The sequence below is a fragment of the Paenibacillus sp. FSL H8-0034 genome (genome assembly GCF_038000305.1).
Taxonomy (GTDB): Bacteria; Bacillota; Bacilli; order Paenibacillales; family NBRC-103111; genus Paenibacillus_S.
The window spans coordinates 858111-881799 of the sequence record NZ_JBBOBS010000001.1 but is presented as its reverse complement, the minus strand read 5'-3'; the positions used below and the strand labels follow the sequence as shown (position 1 = coordinate 881799).

General features: G+C 46.4%; 23 protein-coding genes. 6 read left to right on the top strand and 17 right to left on the bottom strand.

Going from position 1 to position 23689, the window contains the following annotated elements:
• Positions 1–100 precede the first annotated feature (100 nt).
• Complete coding sequence (locus NST47_RS04175) at positions 101–1273, bottom strand: response regulator (protein ID WP_341154003.1); 1173 nt, start codon at positions 1271–1273, stop codon at positions 101–103.
• 103 nt (positions 1274–1376) lie between these two features.
• On the opposite strand from NST47_RS04175, the gene NST47_RS04170 reads away from it, so the two are divergent.
• Entirely contained in the window at positions 1377–1943 is a 567-nt protein-coding gene (locus NST47_RS04170; protein ID WP_341154002.1) for a GNAT family N-acetyltransferase, read from the top strand.
• A gap of 40 nt (positions 1944–1983) precedes the next feature.
• Here the strand turns inward: NST47_RS04170 and NST47_RS04165 are convergent, their stop codons facing one another.
• Positions 1984–2280, bottom strand: coding sequence for a DUF6509 family protein (locus NST47_RS04165; protein ID WP_341154001.1), 297 nt, complete (start codon positions 2278–2280; stop codon positions 1984–1986).
• Positions 2281–2409: 129 nt separating this feature from the next.
• On the opposite strand from NST47_RS04165, the gene NST47_RS04160 reads away from it, so the two are divergent.
• The gene (locus tag NST47_RS04160; RefSeq protein ID WP_341154000.1) at positions 2410–3447 is read left to right on the top strand and encodes a CapA family protein; all 1038 of its coding nucleotides are present in this window, start codon (positions 2410–2412) and stop codon (positions 3445–3447) included.
• A 153-nt stretch (positions 3448–3600) separates the two neighbouring features.
• Here the strand turns inward: NST47_RS04160 and NST47_RS04155 are convergent, their stop codons facing one another.
• The 3 genes from NST47_RS04155 to NST47_RS04145 all read right to left on the bottom strand — a co-directional run bounded on the left by NST47_RS04155 (position 3601) and on the right by NST47_RS04145 (position 5465).
• A complete protein-coding gene (locus NST47_RS04155) occupies positions 3601–4170 on the bottom strand; it encodes a 50S ribosomal protein L25 (RefSeq protein ID WP_341153999.1) in 570 nt (189 codons plus the stop codon).
• Positions 4171–4255: 85 nt separating this feature from the next.
• On the bottom strand, positions 4256–5200 hold the full coding sequence (locus NST47_RS04150; protein WP_341153998.1) for a DUF1861 family protein: 945 nt from the start codon (positions 5198–5200) through the stop codon (positions 4256–4258).
• The gene (locus tag NST47_RS04145; RefSeq protein WP_341153997.1) at positions 5166–5465 is read right to left on the bottom strand and encodes a helix-turn-helix domain-containing protein; all 300 of its coding nucleotides are present in this window, start codon (positions 5463–5465) and stop codon (positions 5166–5168) included. The genes NST47_RS04150 and NST47_RS04145 overlap by 35 nt, the downstream gene beginning before the upstream one ends.
• Before the next feature lie 207 nt (positions 5466–5672).
• Here NST47_RS04145 and NST47_RS04140 point away from each other — a divergent pair, with 207 nt between their 5' ends.
• Genes NST47_RS04140 through NST47_RS04130 form a run of 3 tightly spaced genes read left to right on the top strand, consistent with a single transcriptional unit; the run spans position 5673 to position 9032 of the window.
• Positions 5673–6854 (top strand): glycosyltransferase family 4 protein, encoded by a 1182-nt coding sequence (locus NST47_RS04140; RefSeq protein WP_341153996.1) that lies wholly within the window; start codon positions 5673–5675, stop codon positions 6852–6854.
• A complete protein-coding gene (locus NST47_RS04135; protein ID WP_341153995.1) occupies positions 6854–7960 on the top strand; it encodes a glycosyltransferase in 1107 nt (368 codons plus the stop codon). Before NST47_RS04140 ends, NST47_RS04135 begins: the two co-directional genes overlap by 1 nt.
• A complete protein-coding gene (locus NST47_RS04130) occupies positions 7953–9032 on the top strand; it encodes a mannose-1-phosphate guanylyltransferase (protein WP_341153994.1) in 1080 nt (359 codons plus the stop codon). The genes NST47_RS04135 and NST47_RS04130 overlap by 8 nt, the downstream gene beginning before the upstream one ends.
• 118 nt (positions 9033–9150) lie before the next feature.
• On the opposite strand, the gene NST47_RS04125 is transcribed toward NST47_RS04130, so the two are convergent.
• The 9 genes from NST47_RS04125 to NST47_RS04085 form a co-directional block, all read right to left on the bottom strand.
• Positions 9151–10515, bottom strand: coding sequence for an MATE family efflux transporter (locus NST47_RS04125; protein ID WP_341153993.1), 1365 nt, complete (start codon positions 10513–10515; stop codon positions 9151–9153).
• A gap of 176 nt (positions 10516–10691) precedes the next feature.
• Positions 10692–11669, bottom strand: a complete 978-nt coding sequence (locus NST47_RS04120; RefSeq protein WP_341153992.1) for an aldo/keto reductase — start codon at positions 11667–11669, stop codon at positions 10692–10694.
• Between the two features lie 156 nt (positions 11670–11825).
• Positions 11826–12704 (bottom strand): CHAD domain-containing protein, encoded by an 879-nt coding sequence (locus tag NST47_RS04115; protein WP_341153991.1) that lies wholly within the window; start codon positions 12702–12704, stop codon positions 11826–11828.
• Between the two features lie 244 nt (positions 12705–12948).
• On the bottom strand, positions 12949–14850 hold the full coding sequence (locus tag NST47_RS04110) for a heparinase II/III domain-containing protein (RefSeq protein WP_341153990.1): 1902 nt from the start codon (positions 14848–14850) through the stop codon (positions 12949–12951).
• Between the two features lie 102 nt (positions 14851–14952).
• Entirely contained in the window at positions 14953–15783 is an 831-nt protein-coding gene (locus tag NST47_RS04105; protein WP_341153989.1) for a serine/threonine protein kinase, read from the bottom strand.
• 93 nt (positions 15784–15876) lie between these two features.
• A complete protein-coding gene (locus NST47_RS04100) occupies positions 15877–16665 on the bottom strand; it encodes a class I SAM-dependent methyltransferase (RefSeq protein WP_341153988.1) in 789 nt (262 codons plus the stop codon).
• Between the two features lie 64 nt (positions 16666–16729).
• Entirely contained in the window at positions 16730–17701 is a 972-nt protein-coding gene (locus NST47_RS04095) for an ABC transporter ATP-binding protein (protein ID WP_341153987.1), read from the bottom strand.
• Between the two features lie 38 nt (positions 17702–17739).
• On the bottom strand, positions 17740–18531 hold the full coding sequence (locus NST47_RS04090) for an ABC transporter permease (RefSeq protein WP_341153986.1): 792 nt from the start codon (positions 18529–18531) through the stop codon (positions 17740–17742).
• Entirely contained in the window at positions 18528–19301 is a 774-nt protein-coding gene (locus tag NST47_RS04085) for an ABC transporter permease (protein ID WP_341153985.1), read from the bottom strand. Before NST47_RS04085 ends, NST47_RS04090 begins: the two co-directional genes overlap by 4 nt.
• Before the next feature lie 423 nt (positions 19302–19724).
• On the opposite strand from NST47_RS04085, the gene NST47_RS04080 reads away from it, so the two are divergent.
• Complete coding sequence (locus NST47_RS04080) at positions 19725–20861, top strand: DNA alkylation repair protein (protein WP_341153984.1); 1137 nt, start codon at positions 19725–19727, stop codon at positions 20859–20861.
• A 113-nt stretch (positions 20862–20974) separates the two neighbouring features.
• Here the strand turns inward: NST47_RS04080 and NST47_RS04075 are convergent, their stop codons facing one another.
• The 3 genes from NST47_RS04075 to NST47_RS04065 all read right to left on the bottom strand — a co-directional run bounded on the left by NST47_RS04075 (position 20975) and on the right by NST47_RS04065 (position 23621).
• Positions 20975–21517 carry a GNAT family N-acetyltransferase gene (locus NST47_RS04075; protein ID WP_341159601.1) on the bottom strand — a complete coding sequence of 181 codons (543 nt, stop codon included), beginning with the start codon at positions 21515–21517 and terminating at the stop codon, positions 20975–20977.
• Positions 21518–21778: 261 nt separating this feature from the next.
• Positions 21779–22594, bottom strand: coding sequence for an ankyrin repeat domain-containing protein (locus NST47_RS04070; protein ID WP_341153983.1), 816 nt, complete (start codon positions 22592–22594; stop codon positions 21779–21781).
• Positions 22595–22745: 151 nt separating this feature from the next.
• Positions 22746–23621, bottom strand: a complete 876-nt coding sequence (locus NST47_RS04065; protein WP_341153982.1) for a LysR family transcriptional regulator — start codon at positions 23619–23621, stop codon at positions 22746–22748.
• Positions 23622–23689 lie beyond the last annotated feature (68 nt).

Sequence of the window (23689 nt, the reverse complement as noted above, 5' to 3'; positions counted from 1 at the left end):
TCGAGTCTTTGAGTATTGAAGAGCAAATAAGTTGAATTACCCATTGCAAAGAGCAGACTGCCGGGATGTTTCCGGCTGTCTGCTCTGTTCTATCCATTAACTATCGTTGGCTGAATATCGATGCATGTGTCCTCGTGTCACTGACCTGCTGCTTCCAGCACTCAAACCAATGGGTAATTTCCCCCTTAGGCTCGAGGTTCAGCTCCTGTTCCAGCATCTTCAACAGCAGCTGATACTGCTCTTCTACAGACGCGCGCTGGCCCATAAGATCATACAATTTCATTAATGCAAAGAAACTATCCTCCGACAAAGGCTGCTCCTGTTGGATTCGATGATACACCCCCGCAGCCTCGTTCCACATTCCGTTTTGCGAATAGCACTCTGCGACCTGTTGGGCATGGTGCAGCCAGCGCATTGCCATTCGCTGACGATCTCCCTCTGCCCATAAATAATCATGTTTGCCCAAATATTCACCTCTGTACATGTCCAGCACCTGTTGATGCGCGGCTAAATTATCCACGGTTACAGGCTCCAGTGTACGCAGGTTGTGCTCCCATTCATCGGACTCCACCCGTACCCGTCCAGCATCCAGCATATAGCCTTCCTCCGCACTCAAGCTTTGAATGGGGATATCAATCGCATTGCGCTTGAGGTTCTGACGAATTTGATAAATGGTCGTATATAGCAAGGTGATTGCTTTTTTGGGATCAATGTCTGGCCATAGTAAATCAAGCAGCTCACTCTTACGTACTAATTGTCCTCGATGATGAAGCAAGTAGGCGAATAGCTCCTGACCCTTAGTGGTTCTCCATTTGATGAGTTCCTCAGCTTGATTTTCTTTATATTCGATTTGAAGCGATGGGAAGCAGCGAATCGATACAGGCTCTTCAAGGAGTGAGGTTTTAGGAGGGTTAACATTCGGTTGCTTTAACCGCTGGAGTGTTTTGATTAAACGTTTTCGCTGCAGCGGTTTGAGCACATAATCAAGAGCTTGAAGCTCAAACGCCTGGATCGCATACTCATCGAATGCAGTGACAAAAACGATCTCAGCTGATGGACAAATCTCCTGCAGCAGCTCAGCTGCCTGCAGCCCTGATAATTCCGGCATCTGGATATCCATGAAAATAACGTCCGGCATTAAATTCCTAGCCATCTCTATAGCTTGCAGCGGATTCATACTTGTACCAACAATTTGGATGTCGGTGAGCTCTTTTAACATTTTTTCCAGCTGTATGAGCGCAAGTCGTTCGTCATCAACCAATAGAGCCTTCAACTATGGGTCACCCTCCACCTGAAATTGTTTTCATACTAATTTCATAAAGATAGGCTATAATTTGTATATGTTAACCTTCTAACGAAAGTGTGGATTCATATATATGTATAATAATTCAGATTTTCCCAATTTGTCCACAGAGCGTTTGTTATTAAGACAAATGACGCAGGATGATGCCGATGAGCTTTATAGCTTCTATGCTGAAGGCTCCCCCATTATCAAGTATCTCGATTGGCATGGACCTTCCTCCATGGAGCAAGCCCGTGAGCTGATCATCGCCTGGAATCAGCAGTTTGAAGAAAGAAGGCTTCTGCCTTGGGGGATAACCCAGCATAAGGACGATAAATTAATCGGAACCATTATGTGCATGCCCGTTCGCGGCACGTTCGATTATCATCCGCTATCTCCTGTTTCCGTAGGCTTCGAGCTCACAGATGCCCATTGGCATAAAGGGTTTATGTCTGAGGCCTTGGGGGCCGTGATCCATTATGGCTTTAACCATATTGGCGTTCATCGCATGCAAGCGGAGGTTGTCCCCCAAAACAAAAACTCATTAAAACTCCTGGAGAAGTTTGGCTTTAAACAGGAAGGTTTGTTGAAGCAATATTTGATGCACGATGTGACCAAAGTATTTTTCGATGTAATTATGCTGGCGTTGCTGGAAGTTTAATGTCGTTAATGACTTTCGTTATGTGCAGTCCATATCTCTACTACTCTTCAGCGTCCATCAAATGCTCTTTACAAAAAGCTTCAATGACTGCCAGTTCATCATCTTCAAGCTCAAAATCCACGTAATTATCATTGGTTTTCTCATGAATGGCATATTTCACCATGCCGGAGCGACTTTCCTCCACCACATAGATGACCCGTACATACAATCCATTCTCCGAGAATAGTTCGTCATCCTCCGCCACCTCAATATCCAGCAGCAACTCATATCGCTTACCCGTCAAAATCCCGAACGGGTCCTTGATCAATTCCACACTATAACCAGTAATGGTTAACATGGTATCATCCTTTCCAAATCTCTGCATCTTATCATTATACTTCCTCCAACACATAAACGGAAGCCTCTCGAACACTTGCCTGCACTCTCTAGTATGGTTACGAATATCCTGATAGCAAGAGGTGATCCGATGCAAGAAATAACGATCGCTGCAGTTGGTGATATTTTAATCAATGGGGCTATTTCGATGTCAGTCAAGCAGCGTGATGCCAACCGGTATGATTTTGATTGCATTTTTGAAGGTGTTGCGCCTATTTTACGGAACGCTGACCTGACTATCGGCAATTTAGAGGTTCCCTTAAAAGGGGATATGCCTTTTATTAAAAAAAAGAATCCGCGAACAGGGTTTCCCATGTTCAATGGACCCGAGCAACTTGCCGCGGCGTTAAAGCGAAACGGTTTTGATGTGCTGGTAACGGCCAACAACCATTGTCTGGATAATGGGATCGAAGGACTGCGGCGTACCCTGCAGGTGCTTGATGCCAATCAACTAGCCCATACCGGTACTTATGCCGCTCCCGAGCAGACCCGGCAGCCACTGATCATGGACGTTAAAGGAATCAAGGTCGGGATTCTCGCCTATACCAAAACGACCAACCGTATCCCCCTTCCTACCGCCATGAGAGGGTCAGTCAATCTGATCAACGAAGCTCAAATGATAAGGGATTTACGCGAAATTAAGCCAAAAACCGATTTGAATATTGTTTGTCTCCATGTAGGACAGGAGTACCAGGCAGCACCGACCTTGGAGCAGCGAGCGCTCGTTCGCAAGCTTTTGCAGCATGGAGCAGACGTTATCCTTGGCTCTCACCCTCACGTGCTGCAGCCGATCCTCAGGACGAGTTCCAACCAACTGGCCATATACTCGCTTGGTAATTTTGTATCCATTCGCTTAAACGATAACCCTTATACCAATAATGGTTTGATACTTCAATTGACCGTACGCAAGGATGGATCACGTACCACTATCAGCGGGGTGGACTGGGTATCTACGTGGACTTATCGTAATTTTCGGGGAAAGCGGCCCATTTACCGTATCGTCCCCAACACAGCTAAAGCCAATATACAAAGCAGAGAATCCGGCATCTCCCTGAAGCAGAGAAAGCTAATGGAGCAAATGCGGGTTTACACCTCAAACTTACTGAGATCTCGCGATCATAAGCCATAATGAACCTATTCGCAAAGACGATTTCAGCGTATATTCAACACCAAAAATCCCCTTCCAAACAGCCGTGTCCATATTCATGAAATCATGAATTTCACACTTCCTGTTAGAAGGGGATGTACCCTATACTCACTATTTATGTTTGGCCCAGATCTACTATGCGGTTTCTTCAACTTCCTCGTGCACCGTTTTGATCTGAATCATGACAGTACCCGGATCCGTCAACACTTCAATTCCATCCTGGAAAATCAGGTCGGAAACGAGAAGCTGGTCGCCAGCATCAAGGCCGCTAATATCCACTTCCATGGAGGTTGGCAAATCACCAGGCATACAGCGAACTTCTACTTCATACTTTTCTACCTGCAGGACGCCACCGGATTTCAAGCCGATTGCTTCACCCAGAAAATGGATCGTAACTTTACTATCCATGCTTTCCGTCATGTTCACATGATGAAAATCAATGTGCAGCAGCTTGCCTGACAAGGTTTCCCTTTGGATGTTCTGAACAACGATCGGCAGTACTTTGTCATCAGAGGTTTTCCCCTGCAAAATAGCACGCGGATTTTTTTTCAAAATGTTCAGCATTTCTTTTTCATTTACTTCTAATGACAAAGTATCTTTACCAATCCCATACAACACAGCGGGGATGCGTCCCTGTTTTCTTGCTTGATTAATGTGGGACTTTGTTTCACCAGTGCGCTTGTTTAATTGAATAAATTTACTCATTTGTTGGTTCCCGCTCTCTTTTGACCATAAATTCTTGTCAAATCAATTATAACATGACCATAGAATCTAGTCAAATTCATCGATTTTAAGATTCATATTCGACAAAAGGATCGGGAATTTCAATCTGATAGGCTTCAGCATCACTCACACCAACGGAGAGCACGGCCCGACCATGGCCTGACCGTATAAGTCCACCGCTAAAAATAACATCCTCCAGATCCGGCCGCTTGCCCGGACCTCTTGGAAAATCACTTCTTGCCGCAATAATTTTTAAAGGCGTTTTCTCACAAGTTTCGGGGTCTATCGAAAATACCATAGAATAATAGTGCTTGTTGCCTGATAGATCAAAGCAGGCGATATGCCCCAGAACGCCCACATGCCCATTGCTCAATAAATGCGCTTCGTTTGCCCCTCCCCATTCCTCGGGGACAAATTGATTTCCCAGCATCTCTGCATCAGTAAACGTTTGTTCATCAAGCTCATCCAGCGAATCGATAATCGTAAATCCGATTTGACCTCTTCCGCCTTTCGCTCCTTGCGGTCTTGTGAATATGCCTATCCGGCCATCCATAAGCTCAATTAGACGAATATCCTTCATCGTACCAGGGCCAGATGAAAAGTGGCATAACGAATCTATATGAAAGCCGCGATAAAATTGAGTGACCCACGACACGATTTTACCCGGATTATCTGCTGCAGTGATGACCTCAACCCCGCCAACAATCAATTCACCCTTGATAATCGTTGTACAGGGGTCCTGCAAATTATAAGTATGTGTATGCATGCGAGGACTCCATACCTGATTGTCGCATGTAAAAAAAAAGACTTGAGAGAACTCACTGTCCCGTTCCTCAACTCTTCCCAAGAGTACTTCCTCCCCGTCATATTGAAACGGAGCCGTTATATTATATACATCTCGGTTTCCAACCCCAGAGAACGTGAGCTTCTCTACCTTCGTTATGCGAGGATTCGCATAAAATGTATCCAGAAGCTGTTTACAGGTTTCCACTTGTGCAGGTTTCCTTGTCATTGCCGTCCTCCTGATGTTCTATCGATTCATCTTTCAGCCAATCGCTTTCCACATTCTCTTCGATTCTTATGAGCTGCCCAGGCTGAACTTTAAAATACAAACAAAGCTTGAGCAGCAAATCCCTCGGATACTGAACCATCTCATCCTTATACATACGACGTACCGAATCAAAGTGGTAATCTATATCTTTGGCAAGCTTACGTATCGATAATTTGGGATCGTGATTTTCCATGACCGCTTTTAAATTACTACGTATAACTGACATACTTACACCTCCAACATTAATATATATGGAGAAGGATGGAGAGTCAATAAAATTGACAAGAAAAAATGGTCATGGTATAGTAGGTAAACAGGAAATAATTTGGAATTTTCAGAAAATTTAATACCACTTTCCCTAATTAGAAATAAAGATCTCTTTATTTTCTTTTTTTTTACCCAAAAATCGTGAACGCATATGGAGGCTATTGATATGAGAAACACAAGTAGTAATCGGAATATCGTTTTTCTTGGTACCAGTCTGCCGAGAGAATGCGGCATTGCTACCTTTACACAAGATTTACTGGATCAATTTGAACATATACAAGGCTTCAATAAGCCTCGGATCATTGCCATCAACAACAACGAAACCTACTCGTATCAGGAACAGGTGATGAGGGAAATTGACCAGCATAACCTGTCGGCATATATCGATACGGCTGATTTTCTGAACTCATCAGACGTGGATCTTCTCGTTATTCAGCATGAATTTGGCATTTATGGCGGAGAAAGCGGGGAATATTTGATTCCATTTGTCGAGAGACTAAGTATTCCTTTTATCGTCATTTTTCATACCGTGTTAACGAAGCCTTCCTCCAAACAGCGGCACATTATGAATCGTATTGGGAAGCTGAGCGTTAAAGTTGTAACAATGGCGCAATCTACCGTTAAGGATTTGATCTCTATTTATGGGATTGATGCCACCAAGGTCACCTTCATTCATCATGGCGTGCCTGATGTCACAACAGATACAAGAGCAGAGCTCAAAGAACAATATGGTTATGCAGACCGCAAGATTTTGTCCACCTTTGGCTTTTTAAGCCCTGGCAAAGGAATTGAATATAGCATAGAGGCCATGCGCGGTGTCGTTAAGCAGCATCCGGAATGTCTCTACATCGTTTCCGGGAAAACACATCCGGTTGTCAAACAAGAAACCGGCGAGGTTTACAGACATAAGCTGCTCGATCTTGTGAAGGAATATGATTTAAATCATAATGTTATCTTCATCGACAAACTATTGACTCAGAAGGAAATTATACAATCGCTTGTGATATCCGATATTTACATGACCCCTTATTTGGGCAAGGATCAGGCCGTTAGCGGTACTTTGGCATACGGAGTCGGCTATGGAAGAGTGATTATTTCAACACCTTACCGATACGCTGAGGAAATGCTCGCAGAGGGCAGAGGTTTACTGGCAAACTTCCGTGATTCGGCCTCTCTGGAAGCTTGTATCCTCCAGCTGCTGAACAATCCTGCTGAAGTAAAAGAAATGGAAGATCGCACACTTGAACTAGGCAAAACCATGCTGTGGAGCGAAGTCGCCAAAACCTACGCTGCGCTTTTTCAAGAAAAAATAACGATTTCGCAGTTAACGAACAGGAGTGTAATTTAATGGAGGTACAAACGATCATAAAGTTTAATATCGATTACATGCGCAGGATCACGGATGATACGGGAATTTTTCAGCATACGAAGTTTGGAGTCCCCGATCGTGCGAAGGGCTATACAACCGATGATAACGCACGGGCATTAATCGCAGCCGTTTTATCTTACAGCAGCAGCAAAGATTCAGCCACACTGGACCTCATCCACACTTATATTTCCTTCATTCATCACGCACAAAATGCAGAGGGAAACTTTAGAAATTTTATGGATTATAATCGTTCATTTATAGAGGATAGCGGCTCTGAGGATTGTCAGGGACGTACGTTATGGGCACTTGGATTTGCACTTTCTCATTCTTCCTCCCTACCCGATAATTTATTAAACACATGCCGTTATTTAATCAATCAGGCATTACCGCATATTCATGCACTTGGTTCACCGCGTGCCGGGGCCTATGCCATGATCGGTCTCAGCTATTTGATCGAAACCCCTGATGCTTTAACCTACTCCTTCCCCTATCTCCATACGGCAAATACCGCGGAAGATAAAGCATTTTTACCTAAAGCCTTTATTCTTGATTTGATCGAAAATATGGCTGTCAGGCTGTACAATCAATATACGCGCAATAAGGGAGACGGTTGGAATTGGTTTGAAGACAGTCTTACCTACGGAAACTCGATGCTGCCCTGGGCACTTTTAAGAGCATTCCGTATTTCCGGTAATGTGTGTTTGAAGGAAACAGCCAAGGAAAGCCTTGATTTTCTAGCTTCGAGAACCTTCTCCAAAGAAGGTTATTATAAGCCAATCGGCAGTCACGGCTGGCTGCTGCGCGACGGACAGGCCGCTCCCTACGACGAACAGCCGATTGAAGCGTGTGAGATGCTGCTAGCTTGCAAGGAAGCTGCAGTTGTGCTGCAAGACCCTGCTTATCTGAAGCAAGCAGCTTTATGTTATGAATGGTATGTTGGTCATAATTCAATTAAAACGTCTCTGATCGATCCCCAAACCGGTGCCTGTTACGACGGTATCCATTCAACAGGGTTGAATCTTAATCAAGGCTCCGAAAGTATCATTTCCTTCTCCATTGCACGTTTGGTGATGCATCATGAATAAATTTGCAACTATCCTTGCAGGTGGTGGCGGAACCCGGTTTTGGCCGCTGTCCAGGCAGGAGATTCCGAAGCAGCTGCTTAATATTAGCGGAAACGATATTATGTTAAACGATACCATCGAACGATTCAAAGGGATTATCCCTCAGGAAAATACAGTCATCGTGACGAATCGTTCCCAAGCTGTATTGATGGAAAGCATCATGCATAGCAGCGTGTCTAAAAGTAATATTTTGATTGAGCCCGTGGCGCGAAACACAGCTGCCAGCATTTTGTTTGCGGCGTTATCCATTGAAAAAAATCACGGCGATTCATTAATGGTCGTATTGCCATCCGATCATTATATAACCGATGAGGACCAATTCCGGCTTACGCTCGACGAAGCCTGCACGGTCGCGATGGAATCAGACAAAATCGTAACTATCGGCATTAGACCGACATTTCCTTCTACCGGCTATGGTTATATCGCTTTTAACAAGAATCCGATATCCTCCAAACCTGTAGCTGTATATGAAGTAGCCGAATTTGTTGAAAAACCGAATTTCCAGAAAGCCCAAGGCTATCTGTCCTCGGGTAATTATTTATGGAATAGCGGTATATTCATTTGGAAAACATCCGTTATTATTGATAATTTCAAGCGTTACCTGCCTCGGTTGTATAAGACGATGCTGCCAATCAGCGAATTTCTCGGTACGGAGCAGGAAGAAGACATCATTAATCAGGTTTATCCGACACTTCAAAATATTTCGATTGATTATGGCATTCTGGAGCGATCCGATGATGTCGTGGTGCTGTCAGGTCAATTCGGCTGGAATGATATCGGCAGCTGGGATACACTGGGTTCGATCTTTCCACCCGATGAATCAGGCAACATAATCAAAGCGAATCACCTGGGCATTGATACGCGTAATTCGATCATCTATGGAAACGGCAGACTGATCGCGACTATAGGCGTAGATGGATTTATTATTGCTGACACCGGTGATGCCCTATTAATCTGTCCCAAGGACAAAGCGCAGTCTGTCAAAGAAATCGTCGAGCTGCTGAAGGAAAATGGAATGACCGAATATATTTAGGGATAGGGATTACACTTAAAAACCGGATCACCAGCAGAGGTTCAGCTGCGTGAATCCGGTTTTTGTGCTGCCGCTCAGACACAGATGTATCATCGACGAACGGGTTCGATCATGTAAATTACACAGTAGCTTGAGCTTCCTTCGCGTCCGCCTGAACCAGCACCTTTTTCTCCCAAGCCCGGCTGCGCCAGCGGTGCAAAATAATAATTCCCCGCACCCATTCGTCAAGGATAAACACGATCCAAATTCCCATCAGTCCATAAGCGAGATGAATACCCAGAAGATAGGTCAAAGGGATACACATTCCCCATACAACCGCAATACCGGTTATGACCAAAAATCTCGCATCACCCGACGCGCGCAGCGCTTCGCCAATCACAATATTCAAGCATCTACCAGGCTCCAGCACAAATCCCAATAGCAGCAGCGCGGCACCCAAAGTAATAATATGAGGATCGCTCGTAAATAAGCCAAGCAGCGGCTTTCTAAATATGGCGATTACAATGACAGCCCCCATCGACAGCATCAGACTTAAGGCCAGGCTGCGGAATAGCTGTCGATAGGCTTCTTCCTTTTCCCCGCCGCCGATGAGACGGCCAATAATAATTTGCGTGCCACGGCCTAGTGAAATGGAGAGCACCATGATGAAATACATAATATTTTGCGTATAGATGCGAGTCGACAGCATTTCGGCACCAAGCGACGTAATAAAATACGTAGTGACGATTTGACTAGCTGCATACGACAGCTGATTGCCCGCCGTGGGGATGCCAATCGACAAAATCTTTTTCATATCCTCCAGCTTGCATCTCACGAGCTCCTTCAAGCCCAGATCCAGCTTAACAACTTTACGTAATATCAGAATATAGACGCCAAGCCCGAGGCATTGGCTGATGACCGCCGAGATGGCCACACCCGGAACACCCAGCTTCGGAAATCCCCACGGACCAAAAATGAACAAATAATTGCCGGTTAAATTAATCAGATTCATGCCAATGGCGACCATCATCGTATATCGGGTGAATCCATGGACCTGAACAATCGCCGAAATCGTCAGATTGAGCGCCTGAATGAATAAAGCCCCTCCGACAATAGACAGAAAGGTTTGTGCTGTTCCGAGCAAGTCCTGCTGCAGCCCGAACAGTCCAAGCAGCGGCCTGCTGAAGATGACCATCACGATGCTAATGACTACACCCGATATTAAATTCAGCAAAATTGCACCGGCGGCAAATCTGCGGACTGCTTCCAATTTGTTGGCGCCCAAATATTGCGATATGACGATAGCTGATCCCGCAGAGATCACCTGCAGCAATAAAAACGTAAAAATAATGAGTTGATTGGACACGCCTACTGCAGCTACCGCGCCATCCGATACGTTACTTACCATAAAGGTGTCTGCAGCCCGCATAGCCATTTGCAGAGAGGATTCAATAAATAACGGCCATGTTATCGTAAATAAAGCCAGCTTGTTAGTGTTGGTCATGGGTTCATCCAGCTTCTTATTATTTTATTTTAAATCCTGATAGCCCTCAATAAATGAGAGCGCTTTAATAACAGAGTACCACACTTACTTTATTTATAGAACACTTACCTCGACTTAATTATCTACTAATCCCCATAAAAAAAACATCTTGATCGACTCAAGATGTTACGCAATACTTATGGAACTTTGACACCTCTGGACGTCACGTACAGATCGTACCATTCTTCGCGCGAGATCACGATTCCGGTTGCTTCCGCGCAAGCGCGTATCCGATCCGGGCTCGTTGTGCCTAACACAGGCTGAATCCCTGATGGATGGCGCATAAGCCAAGCAAGTACTATAGCTTCCAGTGATGTACCCTTCTGCTCCGCTAATTGCCTAACGAGTTCAGCAGTTTTGCGTACTGTTTCTGGTTTGTCCGTCAAATCCTTGCCACTGAACAGCCCTTTGGCCAGCGGCCCCCACGATTGAACCTGAATATGCTCCATCTGGCAAAATTCAAGCAGCCCTTCAGGGAATGACAGCTGTGTTCCTGCTTTTTGATTGACCGATATCCCTGCATCAATCCAATCCAGCTTGGCAAGATTCAATTCGAGCTGATTGACGATCAATGGCTCGTCCAAACAAGATTGGAGCCAACGAATTTGCGTGGGACTCATATTGGAAACGCCAAAGCTTTTGACCTTCCCTTGCCTCTTTATCTTGTCAAAAGCGCTTGCTACCTCTTCGGGCTCCATTAACGGATCCGGCCGATGAAGCAATAAAATATCGATAGACTCCAAACCAAGCCGTTCCAAAGTGCCGTCTACACTGGAGATAATATGCTCCTCGGAAAAATCATACCTCGCTGGAAGCCCTCGACCCTCCTCCATCCGAATGCCGCATTTGGATTGGATGATCATTTGCTCCCGCAGCTCCGGACGCTCCTTCAGTACTTGTCCGAATGCAGACTCCGCCTTGCCGTAGGCATAAATATTGGCATGGTCGAACATATTGATGGACACGGAAAGCGCTGCATCTACAGCCGTATGCGCCTTTTTCATATCATCAGCCGTGATAGCTTCCCGCGTCCATCCTCCACCTAAACCCATACAGCCCATAACGAGACGACTGGCCTGGAAGCCATGTTTATGTAATGCCAACTTATTACCCATGATTGCTGTCATCCTCCTTTGTTTATAACCATCAGCTTGTCCTAACCATTATAAACCAAAAGGAGGACCGTACATAGAAGTGCGTGTTAAAATCAGCTGCCTGCACCTTTATCTGGTGTCAAAGCGGATTGGATTCGTCCCTTCCTACTCCTACTCCTACTTTCCTACAAGCTGATTGGCACGCAGCGCCTGGCGGATTTCTCTCATAAGGCCGTCTTTGAACGCCTTCCATGTTTTCTTGCCAACGTCCATCTTGTCTTGCCCGATCGCTTGGACCGTTTCCAGCCATATTCGCCGATCATTGATTTGACCCAGCTGTTCTTGAATATCTTTATATAGCTGTTCATGCGAATGAAACTTCTGATCCAACGCAAAGGATGCAGCAGATGCCGTATATCTCAGCTCCTTGGCTGCGATTCTCAAATCGTGCAAAGCGTCGAACGCTTCCTTCGTTTCAGCACCGTTGTGCCTACTAAGCTGACGGTAGGCTTGCTTATGCTGTTCATAGGAAACTTCAAGCTCACGCATCACCTGATTTACGTTGATATCATCACTTTGCGATTGCAGTTCCTTCAAATCCTTCAGAAACGCTTTCCATTTCTCATCCAGCGCAGGATTAATCAGTTCCGGCAGCTTATCGGCCAGCTTTGCTCGGCTGCGTCTCCGCTGTTTTCTCTGAATCTGGATGACTGCCTTTAACAAATCGGCCTCTTTGCGTCTGCCGCTTCGCTTAGCACTTTTCCGTCTTGCTTGAAAAGACTCGATCAGCACATCTGCATCCCTCACCTGACCGAGGCGTTTTTGCGCTTGCTTAATTAATGCATACAGTCCGGAATGATCAGGCTTGTCAAGGATACGCAGCAGTGTCAGCAGCTTCCGGCTGTTGACCCGTGCTTGATGAATATCCTCACTATCAAAGCCCCGGCTTGCCCTTCTGCCATAGTCGCAAAACTGCTCATATAAGCGTTCCAAAGCTTGCTTCCATGCATCCTGATGAGGTTTTGCACCATGATCCGTCACACCTGTACTCTCCATGCAGCATCTCTCCTTTACGCATCATTACGACAAGGCAATGGAACCAAACAACCGGTTATACAAAGCTTCCACTATCAAGCGATTGGAAATAAGAAAATCCGCGCACTACAGCTTAGAAGAACTTACACAGTATATGCTAACCATCCAGCACTTAATCTCGCCCGCAGCCGCATCTGCAGTTGCCATTCATAGTAGACAAATTGTTAACGAAGGGTTCTCCGGCTAACATGGAAGCTCTTCTTATTCACACAGCAGACGTTGTACCCTTGTTTGCCTCGGAAATTGTCATCACAACTTCACCGGCCTGCACAGGCTCCAATAAACGAAGCTGTAACCGATATAACGTATCTCCCCATATCGACTGCATTCTGGCATCACTAACCGTGATCGTCTCCACCGCAGCTTGCAGCCGATTGGCTTCATATTGAATCCAAATCCGCTCGCCATGCTCATTCGTTAGCTCAATGCATCCATCCTCTACTAACTGTGGCATTGGAAGCAGCAAGCAGTTAAACACCAAATCAGCCGAAGCCGCTTTTAATTCAAAACTATCCTTGATCTCAGCATAAGCCTGCTCTCCTTGTGTCCGATGCAAAGTGATGCTTCGTTTCCAGTATTCGATCCCCGCCGACTCGGGATATGCAGATGTAAGATTCAAGGATAAACTGGCTGCTGAATCTGTGTTCATGTATTCGACGTCGGTCGCCCTGTAGGCCTCACCGTCCTGCTGCTCCACGCCATTTACTGTCGGTAAGCTGTGGTAGCCTGATTGCATCGTCCAGATCTCGTATCTCCGCTCGCTGAAGGTTTTCGCTGTGTAGCTTTCCGTGCCTGCATCAATGAAAAATGGATGTCCATTGAAGTAGGCAATATAATGTCCGACATCATTATGGTTATGGTTCTCATCGTTGTGACCACCTTTGGCTGCGAGATACAGCCCAGCCGAGCTCCCCTTGTGCTCCCTTGCGACAAAAATATGGGTATCCTTCAGCCATACATCCCGTTCAAAGGGTGCCACTGCCCGCTGCCCTGTAAGCTCGGTATAGTTCGTGAACTCCCCTAGTATTCTCGTACATGAAAAAATTCGATCACGCGTAATGCCATTAGCCTGAAACGTATACGCACCCAGCGCACTCATTTGTGAATCATCCATTCTTTTTCCATAACGATATACCACATCAGCAGACAGGCTCAGACGCGCATCGCCATCGGCAAAGTTAACAAAATCGTTACCAGCAATATGCACCCGATAAATATATTTGCCCATTTCCTGCACAAGCGGCTCCTTGTAAAAATCGATGCGTCCTGCTGACCCTTCATATAGAAGCTCCAAACAATCGAACAAGGATGCGCCTGCCCGCCCCCAATAACCCGGCCCTTCATCACAGCCACCGTCAGGATGATAGATCCCCATAAAGCTATCGAGACTTTGCATGCCTTTCGCTACAGCACGGCTCCTGACTGACACATCCTCCTCCAATATCAGAAAAGCTGCCAAACAATTGGAATGAATCCATGGATTCCAGTTGTTGACGCGTTTCGGCGTATAGCCCATCCACCAGAAATCCTCGCGTTCCAAATAAGGCTCAAAAATACGCCTGTTCATCTCATAACGAATACGCTTGAGAATCATCGGGCTTTCCGCCTGCAGCTTGTCTTTAAACAAGTATGTCGCCCAAGCAAGCAAACCACCCGTATCCGCGGCAAATAAATCGATCACCTGCTCCGTGACATCAGGCAGCGAATAACCATCACTCTGGGAGGACAGCGTCATATGAGCGGGAATCACCCAATACGATTCCTCACATAAGCACCACAATCCATTCATGATTTGCTCAAAGAATCGGCCCTGACCCTCGACACATTCTCCAAACAGCAGATCGCCTAATACTCTTCTTCTTTCAAAATAAGCCTCTTCATAATACGTACGGTTGCCGTTACGCACATAATCCATATAACGAACGGCTGGAAGTGCCGGCCATGTATAATCCAATCGCTCCTCCGCCCAGCCTATCCAGGTCGCACGTGCCTCCTGCGGGAGCTTCTCCCAGAACTCACGCTCTGCAGCTTTTGGGTACGGGTGGAACTGCTGCGCTGATACCAATAGCTCACTCAAATTGTGCTCTTTTACAAATTGATCAAACATCCCATATCATCTCCTTCTAAGGTATAGAATGGACTTGCTTCAAGCCCATCATACACCTTTCAAGGGAGAAGAACTACATCTTCGAGTAGGATGAATACCTTATTAGTTCTTAGCAGCTGCCTCCAGCCATTCATGGTAAAAAGCAGCCACACTATCGTACCGATCTTTTCGATCCGCAGAGGCAGCCTTGCAAGCAATCCGATACAGTGTTTCAGACGCCAGCCAATCCTTCGGGTCCCGACTGCCCTCGTCAGCCAATAAGACGAATGCGGCAGCTCCCATTGTGAACACGTTAGTAAGCTGGTCAATCCGGCTTCCTTTCACGAATTCCTCCGGTGCCATAAACCGGCTTGAGCCATATAAACGATCCATCTCCAGTGTAAAAGCACCTTGTGTGTAGCAATCCAAATCGCACAAGTGCAGCTCATCCCGATCGAAATCGTAAATCATACTGCCGTCATAAAAATCCACCGCAACGAAACCCTCACTCTCCAGATAGGCGTGTACTTCATATACAGCCGATAAAGCAGCAATGATCTTGTGCACAGGCAGCTGCCTGAATCGGTAGTGTGGCGATTGCGGCGAGCTTCTGCCCTCTTTGCCCGGGAATTCCGGTGTTCCGAGCACCTCACCGTCTACCCATTCATACACAAGAGCAAAACCTTCAGAGGTATGGATCGAGTTGAGCAGTTTGGGGAGCCGCGGATGCGCAACAGCGCGATGAATCCGTTCCGCATTTTGCATAAAAGCAATAGCTTCAGCTCGTTTCGCGTATTTGACGAACCAACGTTGACCCATAGCCTCGATACCATAGGAAATGCATCCCGAGTCCTGCTGATTGAATACTTTACATATTTGACCTGCTTCCATCAATAAAGTGGTGATATTACCATCATATAGGCTTGCTTTCAGCAGAACGTTTTCATCTGACATATGAGCCCTCCTCCATATTTCGCATCCCTCTGACACGCTGCACCACTTCAATGTAGTCAACTGGCTTCATCCACGCTGTAAGATTCCTATAGATCAGTTGGTTCCCTTCGCCTGAACCAGATAATAAAAGCTGATCGTCTTCAACCCTTGTTGACCTCTGTTCAGATCAAACTGTCGTCCAATTTCCTCCAGGCAGTTTACTCGCACGAATTGATTGAAGTCCTCGGTTTGCCCGAATCCGATGATTTGGAGCACATCCTCCACTGTTGGCAGGTACGTCGTATCGCGTAATCTACGAATGGAGAGCACATCGAGCTTGCTTTGTGAGAGCATGAGGTTGATTTTATCCAGAATCGGTGTTCCTTGCTGCGGTGGCGCAAACAGTCCAGGGAAATAGCTAGCCAGCTCGATACCTTCACCATTTCCATCGCCAGGATGCAAAGACAGCACATCACCTCGCGGCTTGAGAATTCGATTTGCTACGGGATACCAGCTGGTTGGACCTTTCTTCGTATAAGCAAGATCAAATTCCTTATCCTTGAAGGGCAAGCCATCATGAGTATTCCCCAAAACAAATGAGACGTTCGGTTCACGGTTCTGTTCTGCTGTACGTAAAAAGCCCTCTGTCATATCATAACCAACGATCTCATCAGCCTGACTCGCCCATCGATTCGCAAAAGCTCCATGACCGCAGCCTACCTCGAGAACCTTACCGCGCACCAGCTTCGCCAGTTCCTCACTGAATATATCCTCCGCAATCTCCCCTTCAATGATCGTTGTCCACGGGTACTCGTATTTACCCGTCTGCTCAGCAAGTCGATTGCACCAGGCTAGTGTCTGTCCCCGCAGCCATTCGGGGTGCTGTGTAATATCGGGAAACATATTGAGTTCCACCTCTTCAGTTTAGATTTAGGTTACTAACTATTTGACACGTTAATTGTCTCTTCTATCCGTACACACGGTGGATAACCTTTTCAAAGTCCGGCTCCTCCATATGCACGTCCTCGATAACACCCCAAGCACTCATCGCCTGAAGCACCTCCATCGCTGTTGTTTCCTGCCGATTGCAGGCAACAGACATCATACGCGAATCAATCCTCTGAATCTCAAAAGAAGATGTGTGGGCTAATGGCTGTTCAATCGCTTCACGAAACGTTATTTTCATCCGTGTTGGTAGCCCGATTCTACCCCTCAGCTGCTCCAGCGTTCCATCGTAGATCGCCTGACCATGATTAATAACGATGACTCGGCTGCACAGCTGCTCAATATCGTCCATATCGTGTGTCGTTAGCAAAATCGTTTTGTTCAATTCCCGATTTAACAGCCGCAGGTGCTCACGAATTTGCTTTTTGGCGAGCACATCCAATCCGATCGTCGGTTCATCCAAAAACAATAAATCGGGGTCGTGGAGCAGAGACGCCGCCAGATCAGCCCGCATTCGCTGGCCGAGTGACAGCTTCCGTACCGGTGTGTCGAGAAAATCGTGCAGATTCAAGACCTCACTCAGCTTACCCAACTGGCGTTTGTACGCTGGTTTACCGATCTTATACAGCGATGCGAGGATCTCGAACGAATCCTTGACCGGAAGATCCCACCACAGCTGAGTACGCTGACCAAACACCACCCCGAGCTGCCTGACCAGCTCCATCCGGTTCTTTTGCGGACTGCATCCGTTAATCGTTACTTCACCTGAGGTGGGATGCAGAATGCCACAGAGCATTTTGATCGTGGTCGATTTCCCTGCCCCGTTTGGCCCGATATAACCGACAAATTCGCCCTTGGGAATCTCGAAGCTGATATCCTTCACCGCCTCAACCAAGCGGTAATCCCGCGTAAGTAAAGTTCTTAGCCCCTGCAACCGACCTTGCTTGACGACAGGGATTCGGAACGTTTTGTGCAAGCTTTTGGCAATAATCATAGGTCTCCTCCTTTTTAAAAATCCGCTGAATCCGTCTGTCAGGTACCCGTGCTTTGATAATGTGAAATGCCGTACCGCCACAACCGCAGCGCCGCAAGCAGCAGCACAATCGCTACCAATAAGGTAACCACCACTACCCAAGGTCCCTGCTCGCCACGAATTACGTACAGCGATGGTACATAAGCAGTAAAGCCCATCGGTACAATCGTCAATAAAACGACGCGCATCCATTGCGGATAAATAGTTAAGGGATACTGCCCGGCAATCGTGCCTGCATTGTCTGTGATCCGCTGTAAATCATCGATCCGATGCGTCCAGAAGCCTACCGCCGCTGTCGCCAAGCCGATCGAAAACGTAATCATCGTCCCGCTCGCCACAACCACGCCGGTTAACGGGATCGCCCACCAGGTCACCTGACCGCTCGCCATCAGATGATGGAGACAAATACTAACCAGAATCGTGCCAAGAATCAACTCACCGAGCATCGGGCGAAAATTCCGCGTCATCAGCACCAGCAGCACGGGCGCCGGACGAATCAATAGTCCATCAAGCAGGCCCTGCACCAGATATTTTTCAAAGCCGTTAACTTCCGAGGCCAATATCCGGTAAAAGGCTCTGGTGAACATCATGATGGTAAACAGATACCCAATCTCGTACACGCCCCAGCCTTGAATACCATTGAACCGATAAATGACGGTGGCCACAGTAAGAAATTCCAGAGAGAACATGAATAACGCCATCATCGAGGAAAAAATAAAATTGAATTTATACTGCATTTGTCCGCGAAGGCTTGCTCCCGCCATCCGGGCATATAATTGTATCCAGCTCATCCGCCCTGCACCTCCACCTTGCGACGCATCATACGAGTCATAAGTATCGCTGCAGTTGTTAGCAAGCAGCACCAGATCAGGGAATTGCCGAGAACCGTAACCGGATCCAATTCAAGATAAATTCGCGCCGGATAATATTGCAGACAAGGGTAAGGGGAGAGCAGGCTGAGGGCCTTAAGCCATCCGGGCAGCCAGGCTACAGGAATGAAAAAACCGGAGAGCAGCATATTCAGTGCATGATGCACATGCCATAGCCAACGTGACTCGGTGGTCCATAAGGCTGTGATTCCAACCAAGTAGGAAATACATAGGGCGATATAAGCGGATAACATGAGGGCTATGAGGGTCCACAGCCAGGTTAGCGGATGCTGAGGAATTTGAATCTGCAGAAAAACAACATAGATGAGATAGATCGGGACGGTACTGTAGAGAAACTGATAGATCAGCTGTCCCCACTCCCGGCTGAGTAAATACCAGAAGAACGGCATTGGCTTCATCAGCTCGTGAGCAATTTGTCCCGTTCGAACCATACCGTCAATTCCCAAACCTGCTGTCGGGAATAAAATCCAGATACAGGCTTGATTGAATGCAATATAGCTGAGCATACCCTGCAGCCCGTATTCGCCAAGTGATTGGTCATGACTGATACCAGCCCAGATCGACATGTATACGTATCCGATCGCGACACTGGCGAGCATGCGAAGCAAGTGCGCTTTCCGGTACTGCAGTTGATTCAGATAACCTTTGCGGGCTAACGTTAAGGAAAACATGAGCACCTCCAGCTCTTTTCATTCTGAGATCTGCTTGCAAACTTACGATCTAATCGAAGCAACATGTAAAATATAAAGTAAAATGGAAAAAAAGACTAGACTGTTTCTTTTCCGTGTGTTATTCTAATATTATAGACAGCGATTACAGTTCTATTTCTAGTTGAACTTTGAAAAAAATCAACTCTAGTTAAAATTTACCTACGAGGCCATTGTGCGTCGTTTATTTTAGTTTTATGGGACTTTAAGTTTAAAAGTCGTGAAGCATTTCAATTTCTATCCACCTTTGGGGTACTGCTCCAAAGGTTTTTTTTCGTACGTTATCCATTCCACTCATTTGCAATGAGATATGATGATTTCACCAGAAGCACAGTGAAACGCCGGGAGCGATCCGTTATAATGGTTAACAGAAGGAGGAGATACATAATGGGAGAGCCTTTAAAAGCCATGTACAATGAACAGTTTTTGCGCAGCTTTGGTGAGAAAATACGTGCCGTATACGAGGCCTTCCATACAGAAGGTTTCATTGGTGTGGCGATTGACGATAGATGGGATGGGCTGGAGTTGAAGGCCCGTATGCGGCGGATTACCCAGACGCTTGGGGCATATCTGCCGGAACGTTACGAAGAGGCGCTGGAGATTCTGTTTGCAATCGACGAGACCTGTGTCGGTTTTCCGTATTTGTTCTTTCCCGATTTCGTGGAGGTGTATGGTCAGGCGGAGGAGCACTGGGCGCTTTCCATGAAAGCACTGGAACGCTTTACACCAAAATCATCAGCGGAGTTTGCTGTAAGACCGTTCCTGCTCCGTGAGCCCCAGAAAATGATGGCCCAGATGGAGGTCTGGTCCGAGTCTCCGAATGAGCATGTAAGGCGGCTTGCTAGCGAAGGCTGTCGGCCACGTCTGCCGTGGGGACAAGCACTCCCGATATTCAAACGCGACCCGGCTCCCGTGCTGCGGGTGTTGGAGCTGCTAAAGGCAGACCCTTCGCTTTATGTGCGCAAAAGCGTTGCCAATAACCTGAACGACATCGCCAAGGATCATCCCTCCGTTGTACTCGATACCGCCCGACGCTGGAGGGGCGTCGATCCGAATACGGACTGGATTGTGCGACACGGCTGCAGAACCTTGATTCGTAAAGCAGATCCCGAGGTGATGACACTTTTTGGATATGCGGAAGCAACCGAGTGCGAGGCACTTACAAGCCACGAGGCATTCACAGCAGAACCGTCTGTGCTGTCAATTGGTGGAGCCTGCGAGCTGCGGTATGAGCTGCGGATCCGGGAAGGCGAACCCGCTCATGTCCGTATTGAATACGGAATCGATTTTGTAAAAGCTAGTGGCCGCAGCTCACGCAAATCGTTCCTGCTGTCCGATAAAACAGTGCCTGGCGGCACCTCGCTGAACGGCACTCGAACTCACCGTTGGTCGGACCTTACAACCCGTCGTCATTATCCGGGGGAGCACCGGATTGCCCTGCTGGTAAATGGCCGCGAGGTCGCTTTTACGAGCATCACGCTTGAGAACTGTAATAACTTGGCTTCAAAGGAAGCAATAAATTAACCCGCCTTATCTTATGATGCACACCGCAAATTCACTTAGACATTGGATTTTTAATCCAATTATGATTATTTGTGTATATAAATAGAATCGATTCCGCTCTATATGTTCAAAAATCAGATGGGGCTGCATTCAATGTTTGGGGTTATACTTTCAGTCGCTTGGACGAATGCATAGATATAATGATTCTTATTGAATATAACAGCCTCTTTTTCTTTATGGAAACCGATCTTCTCTGCCACACGAATAGATGCGATATTGCCCGGGTCTATAATACTGATCAACCTGAACAAACCGACTTGATACAACCCATACTCCTTGCAAGCTAATGCCGCTTCCGTTGCATAACCTTTTGACCAATGCTCTTTACTAATGTGGTACCCAACCTCAACTTCTGTTGTGCCGTTAACATGCTGTTTAATAAGACCGCAATCACCAATACATTCGTCGGTATCCTTCAAACAGACGGCCCAAAGTCCATATCCGTCCCTATCGTATCGCTCTATATTTCTTTGAATCCATTGTTGTGTTTGCTGATAACTAAAATGAGATGGATAAAACCGCATTGTTTCCGGGTCTGAAAACATGGGGTACAGCGCATGAATATCCTCATTTATATAATGTCTTAAGTATAGTCTGGGCGTTTCAAGTATCATGATGGTTTCCTCTCCTATATACAGACTCCAGCTATTAATTGCCTTGTCGCTGTTTGTTGTGACTGTTCTGAATCTCGACTTCCGGTTTGCCTGCTCATGAACTGGAAAAAGCCGCAGTAATCGCGGCCGCATTGTGTTTTGAACATGGTTACGATAGGAAATGCCCGTTGATACTGAGCGTATGTTGTGACGCACATTGTGGTTGTCGGGTCCACGTGACATTTCTAGTTGGGTGTATCTGGCCAAGGGCAACCTCACCTTGTTTTACGGATACAGCACACCCTTTCCACCCACACTTTTCAAATAGTCGTACATATTACGACGCTCCCAGATCTTAGCCGCATCCAGGGCGGTAAATTGTTTGGGGATATATCTTTTTTTCTCATTAACCCAATAATCCCCATACGGGGCCAGCCTATCAAGATCCGCGCCGGCATTGACAAGCACCTGCAGGGTTTCCATGTTGTTTTCATCTATCGCATGAATAAGAGGCGTTTGTGCGTTCCATGAATAATTCACATCGGCCCCTTTGTCAATCAACAATTGAACCAGCTTCGTGTTTGCATTCTTGGCAACCGCCCAGGACAATCCAGCGAAGATACCCTTATAGCTTTGATCCGATGGGCTTAGATGCTCAAGGATAATACTGGCCACTTCAACGTTTCCTCCGTAAATAACTTCATATATCACAGGAAAGTTCGAGGTGTTGTCGGGATCCTTCGGGTCAATTTTTACCCGGACGTCAACACTAGCGCCTTTATCAAGCAAAAGCCTTACAATATCCGGACGGTTTTTGCGGACAGCGATCTCCAGAAAGGACAGTTCAATCTTAACGCCAGGCACACGTGCAATTGAGTCAGGAGACATCCCATCCTCCAGTGCAGCTCGCACTTTATCGGTTTCCCCGTTAATAATCGCTAGCATGGCTGCATTTTTTTCTTCCTTCGTGTGCGTTTTTTTCTGGACTTGCACAGGCTTGATCGGCTCTTCTTGAACTTCAGATTTAGAAAAATGATTCCAAGCCACAACTAAAATGATGACTACTACAATAAGGCCAGCTAAATGCTTAATCGTCAACAACTCCTAACACAATCGAAAATAGTTAAATGCTATCCGTTTATACTCCGCAAAGATTGTATTATACATTTGACCACAAGTAAATAATAATCCATCCCTAAACTAAATAAGGATGGACCGATTCTTTCATGGTTAGACACTACAATCTTCCCGTTTATGAACTCAACTTGAGCATTTCGATAAAATCCGACAGTGCGTGTGACATCCATTTTTTCGGGTGAATAACCATGTGCAGGTCCAATCGTATGTCGGGATGTGCGAATGGAAGGACTGCTAATTCCCCTCTCTGTATTTCTTCTTCAGCTGCCATTCTCGGCAATAAGGAAATACCTGAACCGACCCTAACACATCTTTTAATAGCTTCGGGGTTGCCTAATTCCAATCCTATTCGATACGAAATTCCATGTGTCCGCAGTACCTTTTCCAGCATAATCCGGTAATTGCAGCTATCCTCTGCCATAATCCACTCAACACCATTTAGCTGCTCCAACTGTATGTTACTAAGTGCAGCTAGCGGATGATTCGGATTGGCGATCAGCACCAGAGGTTCTTCTTTAATCTTGGTCCACCCGAGCGTTGGATCTGACGGTTTATTTTCCAGGATAAGCCCGATATCAATTTCACCTTCTCTTACTTTGCTAACAATGTGTGCTTCACGATCAGGCTGAAGTCGGATGGCTAGATCAGGGTATTGCTGTCGAATGTGCTGAATCCAAGGTGGGAGAAAATATGAAGCCAATGAATCAATCGTTCCGATCGAAAGAGTCCCCCCTCCTTGCTTGGCCAGCTTTTCCTTAGACTCTTGGTATAGATCAAGCATTTGAATAGCGACCTTCAGCAGCTCCTCTCCAGCCGAAGTCAGACGAAGCCCTCTGCCATACCGTTCAAATAGCTTGACCTCATAAGCCTTTTCCAATCTCTGAATCTGCATGGTCACACTGGATTGTGCATACCCAAGCTCTTCCGCTGCCCGGGTAAAGCTTTGACGTACCGCTACTTCCCTAAAGGTTTGCAAATAGATTAGCTCCATCATATCCCCCATACATCAATATTATTGATACTATCTATCACTTATTATAGATAACTATGATGTAATAT